The sequence below is a fragment of the Clostridium sp. LS3 genome (assembly GCF_055330225.1).
This window is the reverse complement of the sequence record NZ_CM143921.1, coordinates 1,342,405-1,364,232: the sequence shown is the minus strand read 5'-3', so window position 1 is coordinate 1,364,232 and position 21,828 is coordinate 1,342,405. Positions and strand designations below refer to the sequence as shown.

Below are 21,828 nucleotides of genomic sequence, written 5' to 3'. Positions count from 1 at the left end.
ATATGGTATATAATACAATATAATATATTGTTTGTAAATACATTTTCACTAAATTTTTTAATAAAACATTTTATAGATTTAGTTTACTATTTTGTAAATTATTGTATAATGATATTAGTATAAATTTTAGAGGTGTAAAAATGAATAGATTAGAACTAAAATCAAAAGCAAAGGAACAATTAAGAGGTCGTTGGGGAGTAGCACTAATTACTGTCTTCGTAGCTAATTTAATAATTAATTCTAGTATAACCAAAGAAACCATTGACTTTTTTGGAGAATTTTCTAGCTCTGTTTCTATTTCTATTAATATAATCTCACTTCTTTTTGGTGGAGTTATATCTGTAGGACTAAGTAAATTTTTACTAAATTTCATAACTAATAATGAAGAGCCTCAGTTTAAAGATTTATTTTCAAATTTTAATATTTACTTTAAAACTCTAGGCTTATATATTTTAATGATGCTTGCAATTGGTATTGCAACTTTATTTTTGATAATTCCTGGAATTATAGTAGCTTTAATGTTTTCTCAAGCTTTTTATATTTTAGCTGAAGATCCAAGTAAAGGCATATTTGAATGCTTAGAAGAAAGTTCAAATATGATGTCAGGTCATAAATGGGATTTCTTTGTATTAGAATTATCCTTTATAGGTTGGTGGCTTTTAGCTATTCTTACCTTTGGTATAGCTGGGTTATGGATTTCTCCTTATCAAAATTTAACAGAAGCAAATTTCTATTTAAATTTGAAAAATTACGAATAATAATTTTCTTTACTCCGTGGCATCACTCCAAGCTGTCATAAAATTATTATCCTCACTTAGAATTACTAAAAAATAAATTATAAAAACTTTATAATTTGCTAAAGAATAAAAAAACAACAGGAGTTACTAAACCTAACTCCTGTCATTTTTTTCATATATAATATAAGTAAAACTAATTATTGATAAAAGAGTCTATAACATAAACTACTTTTAATTGCAGAACTCTTAATTAACAATTATTTACCCCATTGATTATCTGTAGCTGTCTTCTTATCTCTATGACCTTCAGTAACGCTACTATTTCCTTTTTCCTTATGTTTTTTATTATTTCCATTGTTCATAATAAACACCTCCTATATAATACAAATTTATTATCTGCATTTATAAAATTTTAATTCTATAAAAAATGTTCATTATATGGATTTAAATATAAAATTTAATATTAATATGTTGAGTTTGATTCTGTTCCTTCACATATTGATATTGAAGCTGAAGCACCAATTCTTGTAGCTCCATTCTCAATCATAGCTATAGCATCTGCATTACTTCTAACTCCTCCTGAAGCTTTAACTCCAAGTTCTGGTCCTACTGTTTCTCTCATAAGTTTTATATCACTAGCAGTAGCTCCTCCAGTGCTAAATCCTGTAGAAGTCTTTACAAAGTCTGCCCCAGCTTCTTTTGATAATTTACAAGCAGTTACTTTTTCTTCATCAGTTAAAAGGCAAGTTTCTATAATTACTTTTGTTAAAGCCTTTCCTTTTGCAGAATTAACAACAGCTTCTATATCCTTTTTAACATATTCTAAATTTCCTTCTTTAAGCTTTCCTATATTTATAACCATATCAACTTCTGTTGCGCCCTTTTTAATAACATCTTCAGTTTCAAAAGCTTTTACTTCTGTTGTAGTTGCTCCTAAAGGAAATCCAATAACTGTACAAACCTTTACATCGCTACCCTTTAACATAGTTGCAGCTTTTTCTACCATAGCTGGATTAATGCAAACTGATGCAAAATTATACTCTAATGCTTCATTACAAAGTTTTTCAACTTCCATTTCTGTAGCATCTGCCTTTAAGATAGTATGATCTATCATTCTTGCTAAATCTTTTTTATTCATATAAGATCTCCTCCTGTATGTTTAACTATTTTTTCTCTAGAAATTTATTATAAATGAAAAACTCTAATAATTAAAGGGATTTTAAAACAAAGAGTATTTTTTATAAATATTAATTCATTTTTAAAATAGACTAAGTTGTTCCATTGTATTTTCCTTAAATGATGATACAGTCACGCCTATTAATCTAACTCCTTTTTTTAGTTCCTCATTATTTAGTATTTCCTCACAAGTCTTATATATATCCTCAAAATTATTTGTATAGTAACTTAATGTTTTACTTCTTGTATGATTTTGAAAATCACTTGTTTTATATTTTACTGTTATTGTTTTACCTTCTATATTTGCCCTCATAAGATATTTACTGATTTCACTAGAGAATTCCTTTAAATAAATAATTAACTCTTCTTTATCATCAGTATCTGTTTTTAAGGTTCTTTCTTTGCCATAAGATTTTCTATCTCTTTCTACTTCTACTTCTCTATTATCAATTCCACGTATTCTATCATAAATTTCTAAACCATATTTCCCAAGGTACTCTATATAAAAACTTTTTGGCATTTCATATAAGTCCTTTATTAAAAATATACCTATGTTATTTAGCTTTTCAACTGACTTTTTTCCCAATCCATGTATTTTAGATATTGGAAGCGGTAGCAAAATTTCAGGTATCATTTCTTTTGTTATAACCTTAATACCATTAGGCTTATTCCAATCAGATGCTAATTTTGCTAAAAATTTATTATATGATATCCCAATTGAAATAGTTAACCCAATTTCTTTAAAAACTCTGCTTTTTATATATTTTGCAGCCTCTATTACATTATTAAAATTACTATTAGTTATATCTAAATAAGCTTCATCTATTGAAAGAGGCTCTATAATTTGAGTAACATCTTTTAATATATTGAATACTTGATTTGAAACTTCCTTATATCGAATATATCTAGTTCTTAAGTATATTGCATGTGGACATAATTTTTGTGCTATAAAAATAGGCATTGCAGAATGTACTCCGTACTTTCTAGCTTCATATGAACAAGTAGAAACAACTCCTCGTTCACTTACTCCACCAACTATTACTGGCTTTCCTCTAAGCTTTTTATTATCTAGTTGTTCTACTGATGCAAAAAATGCATCCATATCTACATGTAAAATCAACCTTTCCATATTTACTCCCTTTAAGCTAAGGCTTCAGCAAACATCCCTTTATTTTTCGACTTTATAAAGCAATATACTCCTTGAGCTAATAGTTCATCTATATAGTTTCTTTTATCAGAAATATTTATAAATGATAATATAGATATTGCAATAATAGTTCTAAAACCTTTATCCATATAATATTCGTATTCACTTTCTTCTTCACAAAGAGTATCTACTACGTCTTCAATTAAATCAATGTTTTTTCTCATATCATTATTTGATAATACTCCTAGTAAAGGTAAGAATTGTTGAGCTAACTTTATATCTCTTTTCTCTAATTGTAGCATAAATTCTATTGTTCTATACATATTTCCTGAAGAACCATTTAACATTATTGCATTAGTTAGTCCTTGAATACTATTTTTTGACTTAATATTTAAATCTGTCATATGACTATAAATAGTTTCTATAAACTCATCAATTGTACTAACATCTATGTCGTTCAATGCCCATAATGCACAAACTAAATAGTCATCTTCTCCAGTTATATTATAATATTTTTCCTTTAACAAAATATAAACTTCCTTCATTTTATAAGCAATTTCATTCTTATCCTTATTATTGCCATACTTAGCTATAACAAATGCTGTTAGTACTAAGTAATCACATTCATTAAATCCTTGAAATTTAAGAATATCCATAACTTCATATATATCATCTATTAGTTGATTTTCATTACCTTCTTCTAATGAAATTAATAAAGATAGAATATAAAGCATGTCCCCTCTAAAAGGTGAAACCCTAGAAGAAGTTCCCTTTATATACTTTCTAATTTCTTTTACTTTTTCAAATGGAATTTCTTTTTTGTAATGGGCGAAAACTAAAGATGCAAAATGGTTAATTAAATCTCCATCATTTCTAAGATCTTTTTTTGCATTTCTATAGTTCTCAATTGTCAGATTAATTCTGTCTATGAGAAATTTCTCCATATATAATATTCCCTCACTTTACTTTAAGCATATTAATTACTCAAGACTATTATACTATAAAAACTGTGTCAGTTTTATAACAAAATTATAACAATTTATAAAAATTAAATTAAAGGTTCTCCTTTTATCTAAAGTTTAGGTAATACATAATATGTTTAGCTAATGCTATTGTTTACTTATTTAAGGCTATTTTATAGTTATATGATACATTTATAATTTTTAGTAATAATTATGTTTATAAATAAACTAAAAAAGAAAGATTATATATGATACATTTATAAATATTTTAAGTAGCTAAAATAAAGTGAATAATAATTTTTTTTATAGGCAATAATACTAATGGATACATCGATTAGTATCCTCTTAGTATTATGAAAAAAGATGGGAGACTTAATAAATCTCTCATCTTTTTATTTCTTATATAAGAAAGTATTATCCTTTATAAGCTTCTAACATAAAACCCTTTATTATATACTTCTTTATCATATTTTATCTCAATACCATTACATAACTTCTCATCTTTTTTAGCTATAACGAATTTTATATCACTAATTATAACTTCAAAATCTTCATCTGAAATAAAATCTGCATATAAATCATATGCAGGCTTTCCACAACCGATAGCTGCTACCTTTACTCTTATATGATTATAGTTGCTTTTTTCCACTTCACTTAACAATGCCTCTTTAGTTTTTTCATCAAATATTATGTTCATTTTATCCTCCTTTAGTTTTTTAATACTTATTTTAAGTTTAATTGTATATTATTCCTAAAATTAAAAATAATATAGTATATATTATACTACTATATTGTTTTCATATTTCAACTATTAGTTTTATATCACTATAAATGATATCTTCATATATTATAATAATAAATAATTTAAAGGTGATATCATGAAAAGTGATTATAAAAACTTAAATCTTAACTGCTCATTAGACTTACCTTATCCACAGATTGAAGTATGTAAAAAAAATATAGATTATGCTAACTTAATTAAAGTTAATTATTGTGGTATGGTTTCAGAATTAACAGCAGTAGCTCAATATACTTACCATGAATTAATAACTGATGATTATGTTAAAAACACTTTAAGAGGAATTGTAATTGTTGAAATGCATCATTTAGAAATCATTGGAGAGCTAATTTCTGCACTTGGTGGTAATCCTACTTTTTCTATAAAGAAGAAAGGTAAAGACTTTCATTGGAATTCAAAATTTATAAATACAGATAACTCACTAAAAAAACTACTTATATCAGATATTTCTATGGAAAAAGAATCTATAAAACAATATAGAAAAACTGCTAGTGTAGTAAAAGATGAAAACATAATTGCCATAATTAATAGAATAATATTAGATGAGGAGCATCACATAAACCTTTTAAATAGGTTGTATGAAAGAGAGTTAGGTAATTAATTTAACTTTTTGTTTAATTAATAATGGAATTATGTTATAATGACCTTGTTATTATAATTATTTGATTATTACAATATTTCTTAAATATAAAGGAGTTTTAAGTATGGGTTTCAAAGATAAGATGAGTAAATATTTTACAGATGCATATATGGAAAAATACGGTGATAGAATGACCAGTACTGCTGGTACTGTTTTATCTGTAAAAATTGAAGAAAAAAACATATTAGGTATTATGAGAAAATTAACTATTAATATTTTAATAAAGCCAGATATGGGTAAAGGTGTAGTTAAAACTCAATATAAAGCTAAAAAATGGTTTAAAAAGCCAACTTTTATTGAAGTTAAACAAGGTCATAAAGTAATAATTATGGGAATTGAAGGTGAAAAAGGTAAGGCTGATTCAGAAGTTATTACTATTTCAAATATAGCTAACTTAACTACTAAGAAAGACTTACAACCATTCGATCACAGTCAAATAAAGAAAGCAAGGCAGCAAGCTACAAGAATGAGAACAAGATAATAAAAACAGCCTATACAGGCTGTTTTTGTTTTACATTAATTTAATATAATAATCTATTATTTAATTAAAAACTACAAGTTCTGTTTCTTCTATAGCTTTATTTACTAATTCATCTATATTTAATACTGACTCTGATTGTCTTATCAAATCAACTCTTGGTTTTGTTTTAGGATGTTTTGGAACAAATATAGTACAACAATCTTCATAAGGTAATATTGAAGTTTCATATGTTCCAATTTCTCTAGCTATATCCATTATATCTGTTTTATCCATAGCTATTAAAGGTCTAAATACTGGTCTGTCGGCGCAATCATTACTTACCATTAATCCTTCCATAGTTTGGCTTGCAACTTGACCTATACTTTCTCCTGATGCTACTGATTGAATTCCATATTTTTCTGAAAGTGAGCAAGCAACTCTCATCATAAATCTTCTCATTATTATAGTTAATTCATCTTCTCTACATCCGTTTATTATTGCCATTTGTATTTCTGTAAATGGTACTATATGCAAGTTTACTCTTTCTGTATATGTTGAAAGTATCTTTGCTAAATCTTTAACCTTATCTTTAGCTCTTTCTGATGTATAAGGATGACTATGATAATAAACACAATGTAGCTCAACACCTCTTCTAGCCATTAGATATCCTGCAACTGGTGAGTCTATACCTCCTGACAACATAAGCATAGTACTACCATTTATCCCATATGGTAAACCTCCAGCCCCTTTAATTTTATCTTTAGTTGTATATATGTATGCATTTTCTCTAATTTCTATATTTACTAAACACTCTGGATTTTTAACCTTAACTTCTAATCCATTCATATGATAAACTACATATGCCCCAACTTCTTTAGAGGTTTCTAATGAGTTTTTAGGAAATAATTTATTTGCTCTATTTGTCTCGATTTTAAAGTTTTTTGGATTTGCTTCTTTAACTTTTCTTAGTGCTTCTTCCTTAATTGCTTCCATATCCCTTGGAACTTCTGTTACTATGCAAACTTCTGAAACACCAAAAACTTTTCTTACTCTTTCTGCAGCTTCTTCTATATCATCAGCTTTAATAAAGTATCTTCCCTGATCTGATATTAAGCTATATTCTATTCCCTTTAGCTTTTTCTTTATATTATCTCTAAGCTTTTTTTCAAATTTATTTCTATTTAAACCCTTTAAAAAAATTTCTGATGCATATTTAACTAATATCAATTTATTCATTTTTTGACTCTCCTTAAAAATGTTAATGAGCTTTTTAGAACTTCTATAACTTTATCAACTTCTTCTTTAGTATTAAACTTTGAAAATGAAAATCTGATAGCACTTTCTATTTCTTTATTGCTTAATCCTAAAGCTTTTATTACATAACTTCCTGCTACTACACTACTTTTTGATGTACAAGCAGAACCAGTAGCTACAAAAATATCTCTATCCTCTAATAAATGAAGTAACACTTCAGCTCTTACTCCAATAAAAGAAACATTTAATATATATGGTGTAAAATCATCTCTTAGTGGACTATTTATTCTTATATTATCTATTTCTTCTAGTCTTCTTATCATATATTCTTTTAAGCTATTTACGTAATTATAGCTTTCATTTTTCTGATTTGATGTTATTTCTGCTGCCTTATGTAAACCTACTATAGCTGGAACATTTTGAGTTCCACCTCTAACTCCCCCTTCTTGACTTCCACCACTTATAAGAGAATTTAAAACTATTCCTTTTTTAATATAACAAAATCCAATTCCCTTTGGTCCATGAATTTTATGAGAAGCTACAGATAACATGTCTATATTCATTTTTTTAACATCTATATCTAGTTTTCCATAAGATTGAACTGCATCAACATGAAATCTTGCTCTAGCGCTTTTCTCTTTTATTATTTTTCCTATTGCTTCTATATCCTGTATAGATCCAATTTCATTATTTACATGCATTATAGAAATTAATACAGTATCTTTAGATATAGCCTCACCTAACTCCTCTATATCTATTTTCCCATCTTTATCTACTTCTAAATATGTAACCTTAACACCATTTTTTTCAAGTTCCTTATAGGCCATTAAAACTGAATGATGCTCAAAAATTGTAGTAATAACATGATGCCCTGTTTTAACTAAACCTTTAATTATTAAGTTGTTTGCTTCACTTCCACCTGAAGTAAAGTATATTTCTTCCTTAGATGCATTTATGCTTCTTCCTAAAAATTCTCTTGCTTCTGTAAGTCTTTTTTCAGACTTTATTCCTATCTTATGGAGAGAAGATGGATTACCGAAGTATTCCTCCATTGCATTTGAAACTTCATCTATAACTTCTTTGTAAGGTTTTGTTGTTGAACTATTATCAAAATAAATATCCAAGCATTATCCCTCCTTTATTATCATATTACTCTATTTTAGCATTCCCTAAACTTAAAATTTCTAAATGTCATAAAAATACCTATATAAAATATATTTTTAAATCATCATAGTAAGATTAGTTCATTGTAAATTAAAATTCCTCTATCTTTTTACCATATTTAAACTTACTATATCAAATTTCTAAAAATAAATAAAGGTTTAATTTATTAATATGATTTTGTTCATGATCTAGTAAAAAAGATTATCTCTTTAAATATATAGTTATATATAGAGATAATCTTCTATTTTACTTATTATCACTCTTCATCTTTCTATACTCTATAATAAGTATAATTGTTGTTATTAAAATCACTGTAAATATTGACCAAAGTATTTCTAACAAAGGCTAATCTCTCCTAAAATATTTATATAATATATTTTATAAATATTATTAAGAAATATTACCAAACTATAATCTTATAAAAATAAAAGAAAGAATAATTTAAAATTATTCTTCCTTTTTAAAAGATTAAAACCTCTAAAGAAGCTTAAATCATGATTAAATTATTCCATGGCTACAAACTCTACCTTTTCTACATCTTTTAAAGTAGCTAAATATTCAAGTAAAGTTTTTAGATCCCCACTAAGTGATGATATATCAATTGTTAAGCTTAAATTAGCTCTTTTATTCATAGGTATTCCTTGGTTTATTGTTATTATGCTACCGCCTTCTTCAGAAATATAATTTAATATTCCCGAAAGCACCCCCTTGTTGTCTTTTATCATCATATTAATAGTTACCTTTTTTCCTTGCTCAGTTTCTACAAGTGCAAAAACTGAGTCCTTATATTTATAATAAACACTTCTACTAATATTTACAGTTTTAGCTGCTTCAGTAATATCCTTAACCTTACCTTCTTCTAATAGCCTTTTTGCATCTACTACTTTTTCATAGACCTCTGGCAAAACTCTTTTATCTACAACTAGAAAATTTCCCTTCATAGTACCACCTTCAAATAGAATAACCTTCAATTATTTATAAGAAACTTTTTTATTTTGTAACTTATTATGTTTATTATAAACTAAATTATATTATTTGATAAGTGAACTTTTTTAAATATATATTTATTATTTTTTTGATTTTATAAATAAATATACACTATTTATTAAGAAGATTATTCCTGAGTAGAATAGCACAATTCCCCATTGCTCAATCTTTAATGGTACAGTATTAAATACATCTGCTAAAAATGGAATATATAATATTGAACATACCATTAGCATTGAGACAGCTACAGCTCCAACTAAATAAGGATTACTAAATACCTTAATTTCAAAAATTGAATGTCTTTCTGATCTACATTCAAAAACATGCAGTAATTGTGACATAACAAGAGTTATTAAAGCTAATGTCCTACATGTAGCTAAATCCATTCCATATAATCTTCCTGTCATAAATGAAAGTAAAGTACAAATTCCAATTAAACATCCTCTTACTACAATCTTTGACCATAATCCTCTTGCAAAAATACCTTCACCTTTTTCTCTTGGTTGTTGCATCATTATATCTCTATCTGGAGGATCTACTCCAAGAGCAATTGCTGGTAAACCATCTGTCGCTAAGTTAACAAATAGTATTTGTATTGGAGTGAGTGGATTAGGTAAGTAAAATAATGATGCTAAAAACATTGTTAATACTTCACCCAAATTACAAGATAATAAATATCTTATAAACTTTCTTATATTATCATATATTACTCTTCCTTCTTCTACAGCTGATACTATAGTTGCAAAATTATCATCCATTAATACCATTGATGCTGCCTCTTTTGTTACATCTGTTCCTGATATTCCCATAGCAATTCCTATATCAGCTTCTTTTATTGCAGGAGCATCATTTACACCATCTCCAGTCATTGCAACTATATTATTTTGCTTTTTAAAGGCTTTTACAATTCTAAGCTTATGATGTGGAGATACTCTCGCAAAAACTCTTACATTTTTTACTTTTTTCATAAGATCTTCATCACTAGTTTTCTCAATTTCTTCACCAGTCATTGCTTGATCATCTGTATTACATATATTTATAGATTTAGCAATTGCTAAAGCTGTATTTTTATGGTCTCCTGTTATCATTACAGGTTGTATTCCCGCAAGTTTACACTTTAACACAGCATCTCTTACTTCTACTCTTGGTGGGTCGATACTTCCTGCAACACCTAAAAATATTAAATCTTTTTCTAAACCTTCACTCTTTACTAAATTATTTTCCTTATATGCTGCAGCTATGCATCTTAAGGCTCTATTTGACATTGATTCAATATATGATGCTACTTGCCGTTTCTTTTGAGCAGTTAATGGTTTTATAGTTCCATTTTCTAATATGTGAGTGCATCTTTCTATAACTCTTTCTGGAGCTCCCTTCATATAACAAACTTCCTTTGTTCCTTCCCTAACTATAACACTCATCATTTTTCTAGAAGAATCAAATGGAATTTCATAAACTCTTTGTGAATTAGAAACAAATGCTTTAAGTAAGTTTGTATCTTTAAAAAATGCTTTTATTAGTGCGGTTTCAGTAGGATCTCCATATAAAGCTTTTTCTATGTTTTTAACATTAAAATCATAATTACAGTCATTACAATAAACTAATGCCTTCATTATATTTGAATGATTGCTTAGTTCATCTTTATCAACATCGTATATCTTTCCGTTCATATATATTTCTTTCACTGTCATTTTATTTTGAGTTAATGTTCCTGTTTTATCTGAGCATATAACAGATGTACACCCTAAGGTTTCTACTGCCGGAAGCTTTCTCACTAATGCATTTTTCTTTAACATTCTGGATACCCCCAATGCTAAAGCAACAGTTACTATAGCAGCTAAACCTTCTGGTATTGCTGCAACAGCTAATGAGACTCCAAGTAAAAACATTTCTGTTATTTCATTACCTCTAAGTATTCCAAGAACCGTTACTACAGCACATATAGCTAAGCATAGTGCCACCAGTATTTTTCCTAGTGAATCTAATCTTTCTCTTAACGGAGATTTTTCTTCTTCGATATTATCTAAAAGATTTGCTATTTTCCCCATTTCTGTATTCATTCCAATACCATCAACAAGAAAAACACCTCTACCCTTTAAAACTGTAGTTCCCATAAATCCTTGGTTTTTCCCTTTTTTAGAATCTTTAGATACTCCTACTGATTCTCCAGTTAAAAGTGACTCATCTATCATTACACCTGAAGCTTCAATAAATGTACCGTCTGCTGGAATTCTGTCTCCAGCTTCTAAAATTACTAAATCACCCAATGTAACTTCTATTGAGTTTAATACCTTTAAAACTCCATCTCTAATTACTTTACATGTTGGGGCTGCAAGTTCTTTTAATGCCTCTAATGACTTTTCTGTTCTATATTCTTGTACGAAGCCCATTATTGCATTTACAATTACTATTATAAGTATTGTTATTGCATCTGCTTTATCTCCCATTAAACCAGATATTATAGTTGCAGCTATTAATACCCAAACAATAAAATCATTAAATTGAGATAAAAATATTATGATAGGTGATGTTTTTTTCTTGTGGGATAATTCATTTAACCCATAAGTGCTCTGCCTTTTCTCTGCTTCCTTTGTAGATAGACCCCTTGATATTTCTCTTTCCTGTATCACTGGTTGTCCTCCTTAAAATAGTTTCTATATATTATATTTAGTAAATTAAAAGATATGATTTTTTTTACTATTTCATATTTAATATATTTTTATTAATATTTATTCTACAAATTTTTTATTACTTGCTTAATAATATAGTTTAATATACAAATTTCTACATATACTTTAATTAGATAGCTTTACAAATCGGTAATATAAATATAGAATATGTATATATAATTATTAACTAAGGAGGGTCATAATTTGAAAGACGTAATTTATGTAACTGGACATAAGAATCCAGATTCTGATTCAATATGTGCAGCTTTTTCATATGCTGAATTTAAAAATAAGACAGGCAATATGCCTGCAATACCAGTAAGACTTGGAAATGTAAGTCAAGAAACTCAATATATTCTTGATTATTTTGGAGTTGAGGCTCCTAGACTGTTAAAAACTGTAAAATTAAAAATTGAAGATTTAGAATTTGATAAGATAACTCCTGTTTCACCAGAGATATCTTTAAAAACAGCTTGGAATATAATGAAGGATAGAAATATAAAAACACTTCCAGTAGCTGATGAAAATGAACATTTACTTGGAGTTTTAGCTATTTCTAACTTAACTTCTTGCTATATGGATATATGGGATAATAGAATTTTAGCAAAAAGTAGCACTTCTCTTGAAAATATAATAGATACTTTATCAGCAAAGGAAATTTATGTTGATACTGCAAGAAAAAATTTCCCTGGTAAAATAGTTGTTACAGCTATGCAACCTGATAGCATGAAAGACCATATAGAAGAAGGAGATATTGCTATAGTTGGAGATAGAGAAGAGGTTCAAAATGCCTTACTTGATCTTAAGATATCGCTTATGATAATTACAGGGTCTCATGCGCCAAGTGCTGCTATAATTGAAAAAGCTAGAGAAGCTAACATAAGTATTATTACAACTCCACATGACTCATTCACTGCATCAAGACTTATAATTCAAAGTATTCCTGTTGGATATGTAATGATTAAAGATAATTTAGTTACTTTCTCAACTGACGAATTAGTTGAAGATGTAAAGAAAGTTATGATAGATACTAGATACAGAAGCTATCCTGTTATTGGAGTAAATGGTAAAGTTCTTGGTGCAGTATCAAGATATCATTTAATCTCTAATTATAAAAAGAAAATTATTCAAGTTGATCATAATGAAAGAAGTCAATCTGTTGATGGACTTGAAGAAGCTGAGATTCTAGAAATTATAGATCACCACAGAGTAGCTGATATCCAAACTAGCGGTCCATTATATTTTAGAAGTGAACCTATTGGAAGTACTTCTACTATAGTTGGTAAATGTTTCTTTGAAAATGGAATAAGACCTTCAAGACAAGCTGCTGGACTTTTATGTGGTGCAATAATTTCAGATACTCTTTTATTTAGAAGTCCAACTTGCACTTCTCAAGATAAAAATATTTGCTTAAAGCTAGCAGAGATAGCTGGAATAAATGTAGAAGAATTCGCTAAAGAAATGTTTAAAGCTGGAACTTCATTAAAAGGAAAAACAGTAGAGCAAATCTTTAATCAAGACTTCAAACCATTTACAATTGAGGATACAAGAGTTGGTGTAGCTCAAGTAAATACAATGGATATTGAAGGATTTATGCCACTTAAAGATGAAATGCTAGCTTATATGAACACTAAGGCAAAAGAAGCTAAATTAGATATGGTACTGTTATTACTTACAGACATACTTAACGAAGGCTCACAAATACTAGTTGCTGGAGATAAACCAGAAATAGTTGAAAAAGCATTTAAAGTTACACTAAAAGATAGTACTGCTTTCTTAGATGGAGTACTTTCAAGAAAGAAACAAGTAGTTCCACCAATAACAGCAGCTGTAACATCAAAGTAATTTTAAATTTCACTTGAGATTGTTATGTAGTTTCTAAAATAAAAAGGCTGAGAAAATCTCGGCCTTTTTCATTTTATAGTAAAAATTAAGAGCTAAATATTCTAAACTTAACTCTTAATTCTTCACTATTAATTAGCTATTATTAGTTTTGTTTTATTTTGCTCTCATATTATTAAGCATTCCCCACATTTCATCTGCAGTTCTAACACCTCTTGAGCTTAATTCAAATGCTCTTTGTGTTACTATCATATCTGCAAATTCAGTGGCTACGTCAACATTTGAACCCTCTAATGCCCCTTGATATATGTCAAAATCTGCAGTTCTTTGAACCTGAACTCCTGGTGATGGAGTAAAAAGGTTATCTCCTATTGATAAAAATGCTCTATCTCCTACTGCCGTATATACTGGAATTTCTGCAACTTGTACAAAATTACCTTTATCCTTTATGTAAACTTGTCCCTTTTTATCTACAAGAAAATTGTTTTTATTAAAAACAACATTATTCTCTGAATAACCATTTAGATAATTAAGATTTAGTTTATTACCCCTATTATCTACTAGTCTTCCTCTAGCGTCTATTGCCAAAGCTCCATCTCTTGTATATGCTTCTTCTCCATTTGGTGAAATTATTTTAAAATATCCATTTCCATCTATAGATAAATCCGTACTTATTGAAGTTTGTTGAAGCATTCCTTGAGAGTTATCTCTAAACCACTCTGAAGTTCTTGTACCTGTTCCTATAACAGAAGTTTTGTCATTAAGTGGAACACCATTTCTATCTAAAGATTCTGTTAATAAATCTTTAAACCCAACTTCCATCTTCTTATACCCCATAGTAGTTGAGTTGGCTAAATTATTAGATATAGCATCTAATTTATCCTGATTTGCATTCATTCCTGATTTACTAGTCCATAAGGTTCTTAGCATAAGTTTTCCTCCTACTATCTAACTACTCCGATTTCATTTGCAGCTTTACCTAAAGTTTCATCAATTGTTTGAACAACTTTTTGATTAGTTTCAAAACTTCTCATAGTAGTTATCATATTTACCATTTCATTTGAAATATTTATATTTGATCCTTCTAATGCTCCTTGTGTTACCCAAACCTGCGCATTGTATATAGGGTTCTCTCCCTTATAATAGTTATCCCCTACTTTTTTTAGTTGTCCATAATCTTCAAAATCAGCTGTCGCTAATGTATGTGTTGCTCTATTTCCTATATATAAGTTGTTATTTTTATCTAAAACAAATTTATCTCCACCTATAAATATTGGCTCTAGTGCGCCTGTATTTTTATTTGATCCAAGCACTCTATCTCCATTGCTATTTATAAGGTATCCATCATTTCCAACTTTAAAGTTTCCATCTCTTGTATATAAAACTTCATTTCCATTATTAGTTTGTCTTTGTATAGCAAAAAAGCCTCTTCCCTCTATCGCAAAATCTGTTGGCTTATCTGTACTTTTAATAATCCCTTGAGTAAAAGCTGTGTCTACGCTATCTATTTTTGATCCTAAACTTAAGGTTCCAATTCTTTGAGTTACATTTTTACCATTAACTATTTTATCTCTATTTTGAATCATCACGTCATCAAAACTCTTTATTGATAAGTTGTCACCTTTAAATCCAGTTGTATTTGCATTTGTTATATTATTTGTTACATTAGCCTGTCTATTTTCCAATGATATTAACCCTGATACAGCTGTATATAGACTTCTAATCATTATTCTCATCCCCTTTAAATAGTACTTTACATTCACTGTCATAATGCATTCCAAGGCCTCTAGCCTTTTCTTCTATTTTGCTATTTGAAATTTCTTTATTGTAACTATAACCAAACATAAATATTGAAGTTAATACCATTCCTATCCCTATTCCCATAAGAATTTTTTTATCAGTTAAGAAATCTAATATTATACCTAGTTTTTTAATAAACTTTTTATTAATAATACTTCCCCCTTGCCTATGGATAGTTCTTCACATATTTTATCATCAGTTAACCCATTTTCTAAAAGCTTTTTAACTTTTTCTAGCTTATTATTTTCAAGGTTAACTTTATTCGAAAAATTTATTTCTGATATTACCTCTTCATTTATACTCTTATCTGAACTTTCTTCTGTATAGTTTTCAATATTACTTCTATTATCGTCCATTAATGTACTATTCTTAATATCATTGATAGATATTTTTAATTCCTCTATTTCTTTTTGTAAGTCTAATATTGTTTCTGCTAAATCTTTTCTTATCGAAATTATTTCCAAGTCATAATCTCTATTATTATTTACTTCTTCTCTTTTCAATATTTTTTCAAAAGATTTATCTTCTTTTTTTATAGCTTTAATATTTAAAATTATAAGTATAATTCCTATTAGTATTATTAATATAGGAAGCATTTTATCCTCCCCTTCTATATATGTTTCAATTAAGAATCTTAATACATTTATATTTTTATAAAACTAAATCCTTACTAATTATATTTACATATACTTCTAAAGTTAAAACCTTATATATAATTTACTTTTTGCATTATTCCTCTTAAATTTCTTATTGCTCTACTATGTAATTGACAAACTCTAGATTCCGATACCTCTAGGATTTGTCCTATTTCTTTTAGGGTTAATTTTTCATAATAATATAAGTTTAAAATAAGCTTATCTTTCTCCTTTAATTTTTCTATTGCTTCTGATAGTATTTCTATCTTTTCTTTATATTCCAATGATTCTTCTGGAGAAATAGTATTTTTATCTTCTAAAGTTTCCATAATTGTAACATCATCATCATCGGAATAAATTATAGATTCCAATGACATTACTGACATATAATTTATATAATTTTCTACTTGAGCAACTTCTTGAACTGATATATTTAATTCTTTTGCAATCTCTTGTAAGCTCGGCTCTCTCATATACCTATTTTGCAACTTCTCTACAGATTCATTATATTTAGCAAGCTTATCCATAGCACCTTTTGATATAGGTCTATTTTTTCTAATTTCATCAATCATTGCACCTTTTATTCTTAATGTTGCATAGGATGAAAACTTCATTCCCTTGCTTGAATCATATCTACTAATTGCATCTAAAAGCCCAACAATTCCATAACTCACTAAATCTTCGTATTCTAAATACTTAGTTTTGCCAAGCATAACTCTAGAAGCCAAATATTTAACTAATGGTATATACTTTTCGACTACTTGCTCTTTATGAATTATAGGGCTTTGACATTCCATACTAATAACCTCCTCTAAATAAGTTCCCTTTGCTTTCTCATTATTGTAAATACAGTTCTTATTATTTTTTCTCTAGTTGTATTATCTATATCATAAAATTTTATACCACATATATACCTTTTATCATCTGTCTTATCAGCTCTTACTACCTTGCCTCTTACAGTTATTTTTTGATTTTCATAAATTAAGTTTGCAACTATAATATCTTCAGCCTTTATTTCTTCCTTTATTTTAATTCTCATACCTCCACCACTTAAGTCTAGTAATAGAGCATGTTCATATTTTTCTTCCCCTTTAATTTCTTCTTTTAAATCTTCTTCTCTTATATAGTTAATTACTTGTACAACATTAACCCTTACATAATCTCTTCTTTGAATTCTTGTTATATCATAAGGTTTACTTAATCTATAAAAAGAAATATTTTTTTCTGTAGTTCTTCCTATAACTTTACTTTTATATCCAAAAAGATTACCCTTATTATCATAATAAATTTGTTCTATTACGTCTCCATCTTTTAAGGTTAAATAAACTCCATCTGTTACTGGAATAGTTATTAAGACCTCGTTGTCCGTTATATCTTGAATTGTAGATTTATACATATTCTCTTCCCACAGAACATCAATTCTAAAATTTATACCCAATTCTAACTTTGCCATGACTAACCCCCCTAAGAAAAAATATTAAAGAATTTTTTAAATAACCCTTGAGCTCCTATCCCTACAGATTGCTTTTTTTCTCCTATAATTTTCTCTGCTATATTTTTAATACATTTAGCTGCATCGCAATTAGGATATCCTATTACAAATGGATTTTGCTCCCTTACAGCCATAATCAACTTTCTATCTTCATATATAATACCTAAATAATTGACCTCTAAGGATAAAAATCTATTTACTGCTGTTTTAAATTTAAAAAAAGTTTGATCTCCCTCTTTTTTATCTAAAGCTTTATTTACTACAATATTAGCATTATTTTTTATTTTAAAGTGATCCACAGCCTTTAATAAGCTATATCCATCAGTTAATGAAGTCGGTTCTGGAGTTGTTACTAATATTAAATCATCTGAGCATGCAATAAAAGCTAAAACACTTCTACTTATTCCAGCTCCTGTATCTATAAAAATATAATCAAATCCTTCTAACATTTCAATTTTTTTTAGGAATAAGTCCCTTTGATTTTGCTGAAGATCCTCTATATTATTAAGTCCACTTCCTCCTGGTAGAAGCTTTACCCCTTCTGGTCCATCAACTATTATATCTTCTATTGCTAGCTTTCCATTCATTAAATCTAAAACACTATTTTTAGGATATATACCCATTAATACATCATCATTTCCCATTCCTATATCTGCATCAAATATTAAAACTTTTTTCCCTGATTTTACTAATGTAATTGCTAAATTTACTACAAAGTTACTTTTACCAACTCCACCCTTGCCAGATGTTATAGTTATTATTCTTGCTTTTCTTTTAGAACTTTCTAGGAGTTCACCTTTTGCTAGTCTTCTTAAGCTTTCTGCTTGATCTAACATATAGTTTCCTCCCCTAGAATAAGCTTTTGTATTTCATCATTAGAAGGTATTTTTATGTCATCAGGAACATTTTGTCCAGTTGTAATATATGCTATAGGTTTTCTTGATCTTTTCACTATATTATATATACCTCCATAGGAGCTTGTTTCATCTAACTTTGTTATTACTAATTTTTCATAACAAATCTCACTATAACCATTTAAGATTGTTATTATATCTCTATTTTTTGTAGTTCCACTTATAACTAACATTATGTGATCTGCATTAACTTTTTGAGTAAAAGCCCTAAGCTCAGATATTTGCATCGTATTTTTACTACTTCTACCTGTTGTATCTATTAAAACTACATCGCAATCCTCTAGCTCTTTAACTGCATTTTCCATCTCTTTTAATGTTATAACTACCTTAAATGGAATATTCATAATTTCAGCATAAGTTTTTAGCTGTTCTACAGCTCCTATTCTATAGGTATCTATAGTTATTAATCCAACCTTCTTCTTTTCTATTAAAGCTAATCTTCCAGCAAGCTTTGCTATAGTTGTTGTTTTTCCTACTCCAGTTGGCCCAACTAAAACTACCTTACCATTTAAATTTTCATGGCAAATATTAATTTCCTTATCTAATAACATAGTAAAATATCTTTTAAACTCTTCTATATTATTATAATCTTTACTTAATAATTCTTTTATCAAATCATCATCAATATCTATATTTTTTAGATATTCTTCTATTTCATTTTCTTCTTCTTCCTTATTAGTATTTTTAATAACTCTATTTAATAATTCTTTTATTTCTTTAACTTCATTTTGCATATTCTTATCATTATTGTTTAAATAATTATTCTTATCAACAATGATAGCTTCTTCTTTATTTATTTTTTTATCTTTTTCACCAATTATTTTTTTTATACTATCTAAGGATTCTTTAAAATCTATTTCAGTTTCTTTTTTTTGAGTAAAATTATTTTTTTTACCTATTTTATTATTTTCTAAAGCTGCTGTGACTTCAATTAGTTTTGGTTTAAAGTATCCTTTAACACCTGGTTCTTTTACTTTTCTTTGACTTATTATAATTGCATCCTTACCTAGTTCATATCTTATTCTAGTTAAAGCTTCATTCATATTTTTAACTAAGTATTTTTTTATTACCATTATAATGATACAACTCCTTCAGTTCTTATTTCTACATCATTTGGAATTTCATTTAATGATATAACCATTATATGTGGAAATACCATTTCTATAAGCTTCCTAAATACTGGTCTTATATTTGGTGAAACCAGTATAACTGGTTGATTATTATAGAAATAAACCCTATCCATAGTATCCCTTATACAGTCAAGTATTCTTGTAGTTGTATCTGGATCTACTGCTGGGAACGAACCTTGCATTGACTTTTGTGTATTAGCTGCTATTATCTCTTCTATTTGCGGAGATAAAGTAACTACAGTTATACTTCTATCTTCATCTATTATCTGATTGCAAATAGTTCTAGCTAAAGAAAATCTAACATATTCAGTTAATAGTTCTAAATCCTTTGTAAGTCTTGAATTATCAGCTAAGGATTCCATTATTGTAACCATATCCTTTATTGGAACTTTTTCTCTTAATAAATTTTGTAATACCTTTTGAAGTTCACCTATAGTCATAAGATCTGGTATAAGTTCATCTACAACAGTACTATATTTTTCTTTTGTATTATCAACAATTAATTGAACTTCTTGTCTTCCAAGTAATTCATAAGAATGTGCCTTTATTGTTTCAGTTAAATGTGTAACCATAACAGTTGTTGGATCTACCACTGTTAGACCTTTTATTTCAGCCTCTTCTCTTTGATCTTTATTTATCCAAACTGCTGGTAAATTAAAAGTTGGCTCAATAGTTCTTATACCTGCAATTTGTGAATTATCTCCTGATGGATCCATACAAAGAAGCATATTTGCCATAAGCTCAGAAGATGCAATTACAGTTCCTCTAATTTTAATAACATATTCATTAGTCTTTAACTGAAGATTATCTCTAATTCTTATAGGTTGAACAACTACTCCCATTTCTATTGCGCATTGTCTTCTAACAGATGCAATTCTTTGAAGTAAATCTCCACCTGTTGATTCATCTGCTAATGGAATTAATCCATAACCAATTTCAACTTCCATAGGTTCTACAGAAATTAAAGACATTACATTCTCAGGCTCTTTTCTTTCCATTTCAGTATATTCTTCTTCAACCTTAGCTAATTCTGCTTCCTCATTTCTTTGCTCTTCTTTAAATAAAAGATATGAGGCTACACCACTCGCTACTGATGCCAATAAAAATGGAAGCATTGGCATTCCTGGAATTAAGGCCAAGAAAAACATTACAGCTGAAACTATTCCTAAAGCAACTGGGAAAGTTGTAAGCTGATTAGTAAATGTTTTACCAAAATTATCAGATGATCCTGATCTTGTTACTAGTATACCTGATGCTGTAGAAATTAATAATGCTGGCACTTGGCTAACTAGTCCATCACCTATAGTTAATCTCGTATAAAGTTCCCCTGCTTGGGCTAAAGACATATTTTTTTGCATTACTCCTATTACAATACCTGCAATTATATTAATTATAGTTATTATTATTCCTGCTATTGCATCCCCCTTTACGAACTTAGATGCTCCATCCATTGCTCCATAAAAGTCTGCTTCTGATTGTAAATCTTGTCTTCTTTTTCTAGCTGTTGTTTCATCTATAACACCTGCATTTAAATCTGCATCAATACTCATTTGCTTACCTGGCATAGCATCTAGTGTAAATCTTGCTGATACTTCTGAAACTCTACCAGCACCATTAGTAATTACTACAAATTGTACAATTACTATAATTAAAAATATTATAATTCCAACTACATAATTTCCACCTATAACAAACTCTCCAAAAGCTTGTATTATACTTCCTGCATCTCCTTCAGTTAAGATAAGTCTTGTTGATGAAATATTAAGACCTAATCTAAATAGAGTTGTAACAAGTAGTAATGTTGGGAATACAGATAATTGTAATACATTAGTAGTAAACATTGTAATCATTATAATTACAGCTGATAATGTAATATTAAATGCTAGCAAAATATCTAATAACAACGGTGGAAGAGGTATTATCATCATAAGTACAATACCTAATACACCAAAGGCCACCAATACATCTGTATTTTTCTTTAAATTTATTTTGTTATCTAAAAGCAACCTCATCCCATCCT

General features: G+C 28.1%; 21 protein-coding genes. 4 read left to right on the top strand and 17 right to left on the bottom strand.

The features are described 5' to 3' along the window. The first annotated feature begins 140 nt into the window (after positions 1-140). Complete coding sequence (locus tag ACZJV1_RS06270) at positions 141-758, top strand: DUF975 family protein (RefSeq protein WP_463651784.1); 618 nt, start codon at positions 141-143, stop codon at positions 756-758. Positions 759-1,200: 442 nt separating this feature from the next. Here the strand turns inward: ACZJV1_RS06270 and deoC are convergent, their stop codons facing one another. From deoC to ACZJV1_RS06250, 4 genes are all read right to left on the bottom strand, one after another. Next, a complete protein-coding gene (deoC, locus tag ACZJV1_RS06265) occupies positions 1,201-1,875 on the bottom strand; it encodes a deoxyribose-phosphate aldolase (protein ID WP_463651783.1) in 675 nt (224 codons plus the stop codon). Positions 1,876-1,995: 120 nt separating this feature from the next. Further along, on the bottom strand, positions 1,996-3,042 hold the full coding sequence (locus ACZJV1_RS06260; RefSeq protein ID WP_463651782.1) for a DNA polymerase IV: 1,047 nt from the start codon (positions 3,040-3,042) through the stop codon (positions 1,996-1,998). An 11-nt stretch (positions 3,043-3,053) separates the two neighbouring features. Then, entirely contained in the window at positions 3,054-4,004 is a 951-nt protein-coding gene (locus ACZJV1_RS06255) for a DUF4003 family protein (protein WP_463651781.1), read from the bottom strand. A gap of 439 nt (positions 4,005-4,443) precedes the next feature. Beyond that, positions 4,444-4,719 carry a hypothetical protein gene (locus ACZJV1_RS06250; RefSeq protein WP_463651780.1) on the bottom strand — a complete coding sequence of 92 codons (276 nt, stop codon included), beginning with the start codon at positions 4,717-4,719 and terminating at the stop codon, positions 4,444-4,446. Positions 4,720-4,900: 181 nt separating this feature from the next. Here ACZJV1_RS06250 and ACZJV1_RS06245 point away from each other — a divergent pair, with 181 nt between their 5' ends. Together ACZJV1_RS06245 and ACZJV1_RS06240 are read left to right on the top strand one after the other, a co-directional pair. Then, a complete protein-coding gene (locus ACZJV1_RS06245) occupies positions 4,901-5,422 on the top strand; it encodes a ferritin-like domain-containing protein (protein ID WP_411170370.1) in 522 nt (173 codons plus the stop codon). A 103-nt stretch (positions 5,423-5,525) separates the two neighbouring features. Next, complete coding sequence (locus ACZJV1_RS06240; RefSeq protein ID WP_411170369.1) at positions 5,526-5,942, top strand: hypothetical protein; 417 nt, start codon at positions 5,526-5,528, stop codon at positions 5,940-5,942. A 60-nt stretch (positions 5,943-6,002) separates the two neighbouring features. Here ACZJV1_RS06240 and thiI read toward each other — a convergent pair whose 3' ends face one another. The 4 genes from thiI to ACZJV1_RS06220 all read right to left on the bottom strand — a co-directional run bounded on the left by thiI (position 6,003) and on the right by ACZJV1_RS06220 (position 11,956). After that, on the bottom strand, positions 6,003-7,157 hold the full coding sequence (thiI, locus tag ACZJV1_RS06235) for a tRNA uracil 4-sulfurtransferase ThiI (protein WP_411170368.1): 1,155 nt from the start codon (positions 7,155-7,157) through the stop codon (positions 6,003-6,005). Then, positions 7,154-8,299, bottom strand: coding sequence for a cysteine desulfurase family protein (locus ACZJV1_RS06230; RefSeq protein WP_463651779.1), 1,146 nt, complete (start codon positions 8,297-8,299; stop codon positions 7,154-7,156). The genes thiI and ACZJV1_RS06230 overlap by 4 nt, the downstream gene beginning before the upstream one ends. A gap of 543 nt (positions 8,300-8,842) precedes the next feature. Further along, positions 8,843-9,280 (bottom strand): ACT domain-containing protein, encoded by a 438-nt coding sequence (locus tag ACZJV1_RS06225; protein WP_411170366.1) that lies wholly within the window; start codon positions 9,278-9,280, stop codon positions 8,843-8,845. 126 nt (positions 9,281-9,406) lie between these two features. Then, positions 9,407-11,956 carry a calcium-translocating P-type ATPase, SERCA-type gene (locus tag ACZJV1_RS06220; protein WP_463651778.1) on the bottom strand — a complete coding sequence of 850 codons (2,550 nt, stop codon included), beginning with the start codon at positions 11,954-11,956 and terminating at the stop codon, positions 9,407-9,409. 243 nt (positions 11,957-12,199) lie between these two features. Here ACZJV1_RS06220 and ACZJV1_RS06215 point away from each other — a divergent pair, with 243 nt between their 5' ends. Further along, positions 12,200-13,840, top strand: coding sequence for a putative manganese-dependent inorganic diphosphatase (locus tag ACZJV1_RS06215; RefSeq protein WP_463651777.1), 1,641 nt, complete (start codon positions 12,200-12,202; stop codon positions 13,838-13,840). A 153-nt stretch (positions 13,841-13,993) separates the two neighbouring features. Here the strand turns inward: ACZJV1_RS06215 and ACZJV1_RS06210 are convergent, their stop codons facing one another. From ACZJV1_RS06210 to flhA, 9 genes are all read right to left on the bottom strand, one after another. Next, the gene (locus tag ACZJV1_RS06210; RefSeq protein ID WP_460287971.1) at positions 13,994-14,767 is read right to left on the bottom strand and encodes a flagellar hook-basal body complex protein; all 774 of its coding nucleotides are present in this window, start codon (positions 14,765-14,767) and stop codon (positions 13,994-13,996) included. A 14-nt stretch (positions 14,768-14,781) separates the two neighbouring features. Further along, positions 14,782-15,564 carry a flagellar hook-basal body complex protein gene (locus tag ACZJV1_RS06205; protein WP_460287972.1) on the bottom strand — a complete coding sequence of 261 codons (783 nt, stop codon included), beginning with the start codon at positions 15,562-15,564 and terminating at the stop codon, positions 14,782-14,784. Further along, entirely contained in the window at positions 15,557-15,703 is a 147-nt protein-coding gene (locus ACZJV1_RS06200) for a hypothetical protein (protein ID WP_463651776.1), read from the bottom strand. The genes ACZJV1_RS06205 and ACZJV1_RS06200 overlap by 8 nt, the downstream gene beginning before the upstream one ends. A gap of 56 nt (positions 15,704-15,759) precedes the next feature. Then, positions 15,760-16,233: a hypothetical protein gene (locus ACZJV1_RS06195; RefSeq protein ID WP_411170360.1), complete on the bottom strand. Its 474-nt coding sequence runs from the start codon at positions 16,231-16,233 to the stop codon at positions 15,760-15,762. A gap of 110 nt (positions 16,234-16,343) precedes the next feature. Then, positions 16,344-17,069: a FliA/WhiG family RNA polymerase sigma factor gene (locus ACZJV1_RS06190; RefSeq protein ID WP_411170359.1), complete on the bottom strand. Its 726-nt coding sequence runs from the start codon at positions 17,067-17,069 to the stop codon at positions 16,344-16,346. Positions 17,070-17,083: 14 nt separating this feature from the next. Next, positions 17,084-17,725 carry a flagellar brake protein gene (locus tag ACZJV1_RS06185; protein ID WP_411170358.1) on the bottom strand — a complete coding sequence of 214 codons (642 nt, stop codon included), beginning with the start codon at positions 17,723-17,725 and terminating at the stop codon, positions 17,084-17,086. Between the two features lie 11 nt (positions 17,726-17,736). Beyond that, on the bottom strand, positions 17,737-18,600 hold the full coding sequence (locus ACZJV1_RS06180) for a MinD/ParA family protein (RefSeq protein ID WP_463651775.1): 864 nt from the start codon (positions 18,598-18,600) through the stop codon (positions 17,737-17,739). Continuing rightward, positions 18,594-19,751 (bottom strand): flagellar biosynthesis protein FlhF, encoded by a 1,158-nt coding sequence (gene flhF / locus ACZJV1_RS06175; protein WP_463651774.1) that lies wholly within the window; start codon positions 19,749-19,751, stop codon positions 18,594-18,596. Before flhF ends, ACZJV1_RS06180 begins: the two co-directional genes overlap by 7 nt. Further along, positions 19,751-21,820, bottom strand: a complete 2,070-nt coding sequence (gene flhA / locus ACZJV1_RS06170) for a flagellar biosynthesis protein FlhA (protein ID WP_411170355.1) — start codon at positions 21,818-21,820, stop codon at positions 19,751-19,753. Before flhA ends, flhF begins: the two co-directional genes overlap by 1 nt. Between the last annotated feature and the right edge of the window lie 8 nt (positions 21,821-21,828).

Bases quoted from the DNA above. Each gene is read 5' to 3' on its own strand.
- thiI (WP_411170368.1), bottom strand. From the start codon at position 7,157: ATGAATAAATTGATATTAGTTAAATATGCATCAGAAATTTTTTTAAAG.
- ACZJV1_RS06185 (WP_411170358.1), bottom strand. From the start codon at position 17,725: ATGGCAAAGTTAGAATTGGGTATAAATTTTAGAATTGATGTTCTGTGG.
- deoC (WP_463651783.1), bottom strand. From the start codon at position 1,875: ATGAATAAAAAAGATTTAGCAAGAATGATAGATCATACTATCTTAAAG.
- ACZJV1_RS06195 (WP_411170360.1), bottom strand. From the start codon at position 16,233: ATGCTTCCTATATTAATAATACTAATAGGAATTATACTTATAATTTTA.
- ACZJV1_RS06210 (WP_460287971.1), bottom strand. From the start codon at position 14,767: ATGCTAAGAACCTTATGGACTAGTAAATCAGGAATGAATGCAAATCAG.
- ACZJV1_RS06190 (WP_411170359.1), bottom strand. From the start codon at position 17,069: ATGGAATGTCAAAGCCCTATAATTCATAAAGAGCAAGTAGTCGAAAAG.
- ACZJV1_RS06260 (WP_463651782.1), bottom strand. From the start codon at position 3,042: ATGGAAAGGTTGATTTTACATGTAGATATGGATGCATTTTTTGCATCA.
- ACZJV1_RS06250 (WP_463651780.1), bottom strand. From the start codon at position 4,719: ATGAACATAATATTTGATGAAAAAACTAAAGAGGCATTGTTAAGTGAA.
- ACZJV1_RS06270 (WP_463651784.1), top strand. From the start codon at position 141: ATGAATAGATTAGAACTAAAATCAAAAGCAAAGGAACAATTAAGAGGT.
- ACZJV1_RS06200 (WP_463651776.1), bottom strand. From the start codon at position 15,703: ATGGTATTAACTTCAATATTTATGTTTGGTTATAGTTACAATAAAGAA.
- flhA (WP_411170355.1), bottom strand. From the start codon at position 21,820: ATGAGGTTGCTTTTAGATAACAAAATAAATTTAAAGAAAAATACAGAT.
- ACZJV1_RS06225 (WP_411170366.1), bottom strand. From the start codon at position 9,280: ATGAAGGGAAATTTTCTAGTTGTAGATAAAAGAGTTTTGCCAGAGGTC.
- flhF (WP_463651774.1), bottom strand. From the start codon at position 19,751: ATGGTAATAAAAAAATACTTAGTTAAAAATATGAATGAAGCTTTAACT.
- ACZJV1_RS06205 (WP_460287972.1), bottom strand. From the start codon at position 15,564: ATGATTAGAAGTCTATATACAGCTGTATCAGGGTTAATATCATTGGAA.
- ACZJV1_RS06180 (WP_463651775.1), bottom strand. From the start codon at position 18,600: ATGTTAGATCAAGCAGAAAGCTTAAGAAGACTAGCAAAAGGTGAACTC.
- ACZJV1_RS06255 (WP_463651781.1), bottom strand. From the start codon at position 4,004: ATGGAGAAATTTCTCATAGACAGAATTAATCTGACAATTGAGAACTAT.
- ACZJV1_RS06240 (WP_411170369.1), top strand. From the start codon at position 5,526: ATGGGTTTCAAAGATAAGATGAGTAAATATTTTACAGATGCATATATG.
- ACZJV1_RS06245 (WP_411170370.1), top strand. From the start codon at position 4,901: ATGAAAAGTGATTATAAAAACTTAAATCTTAACTGCTCATTAGACTTA.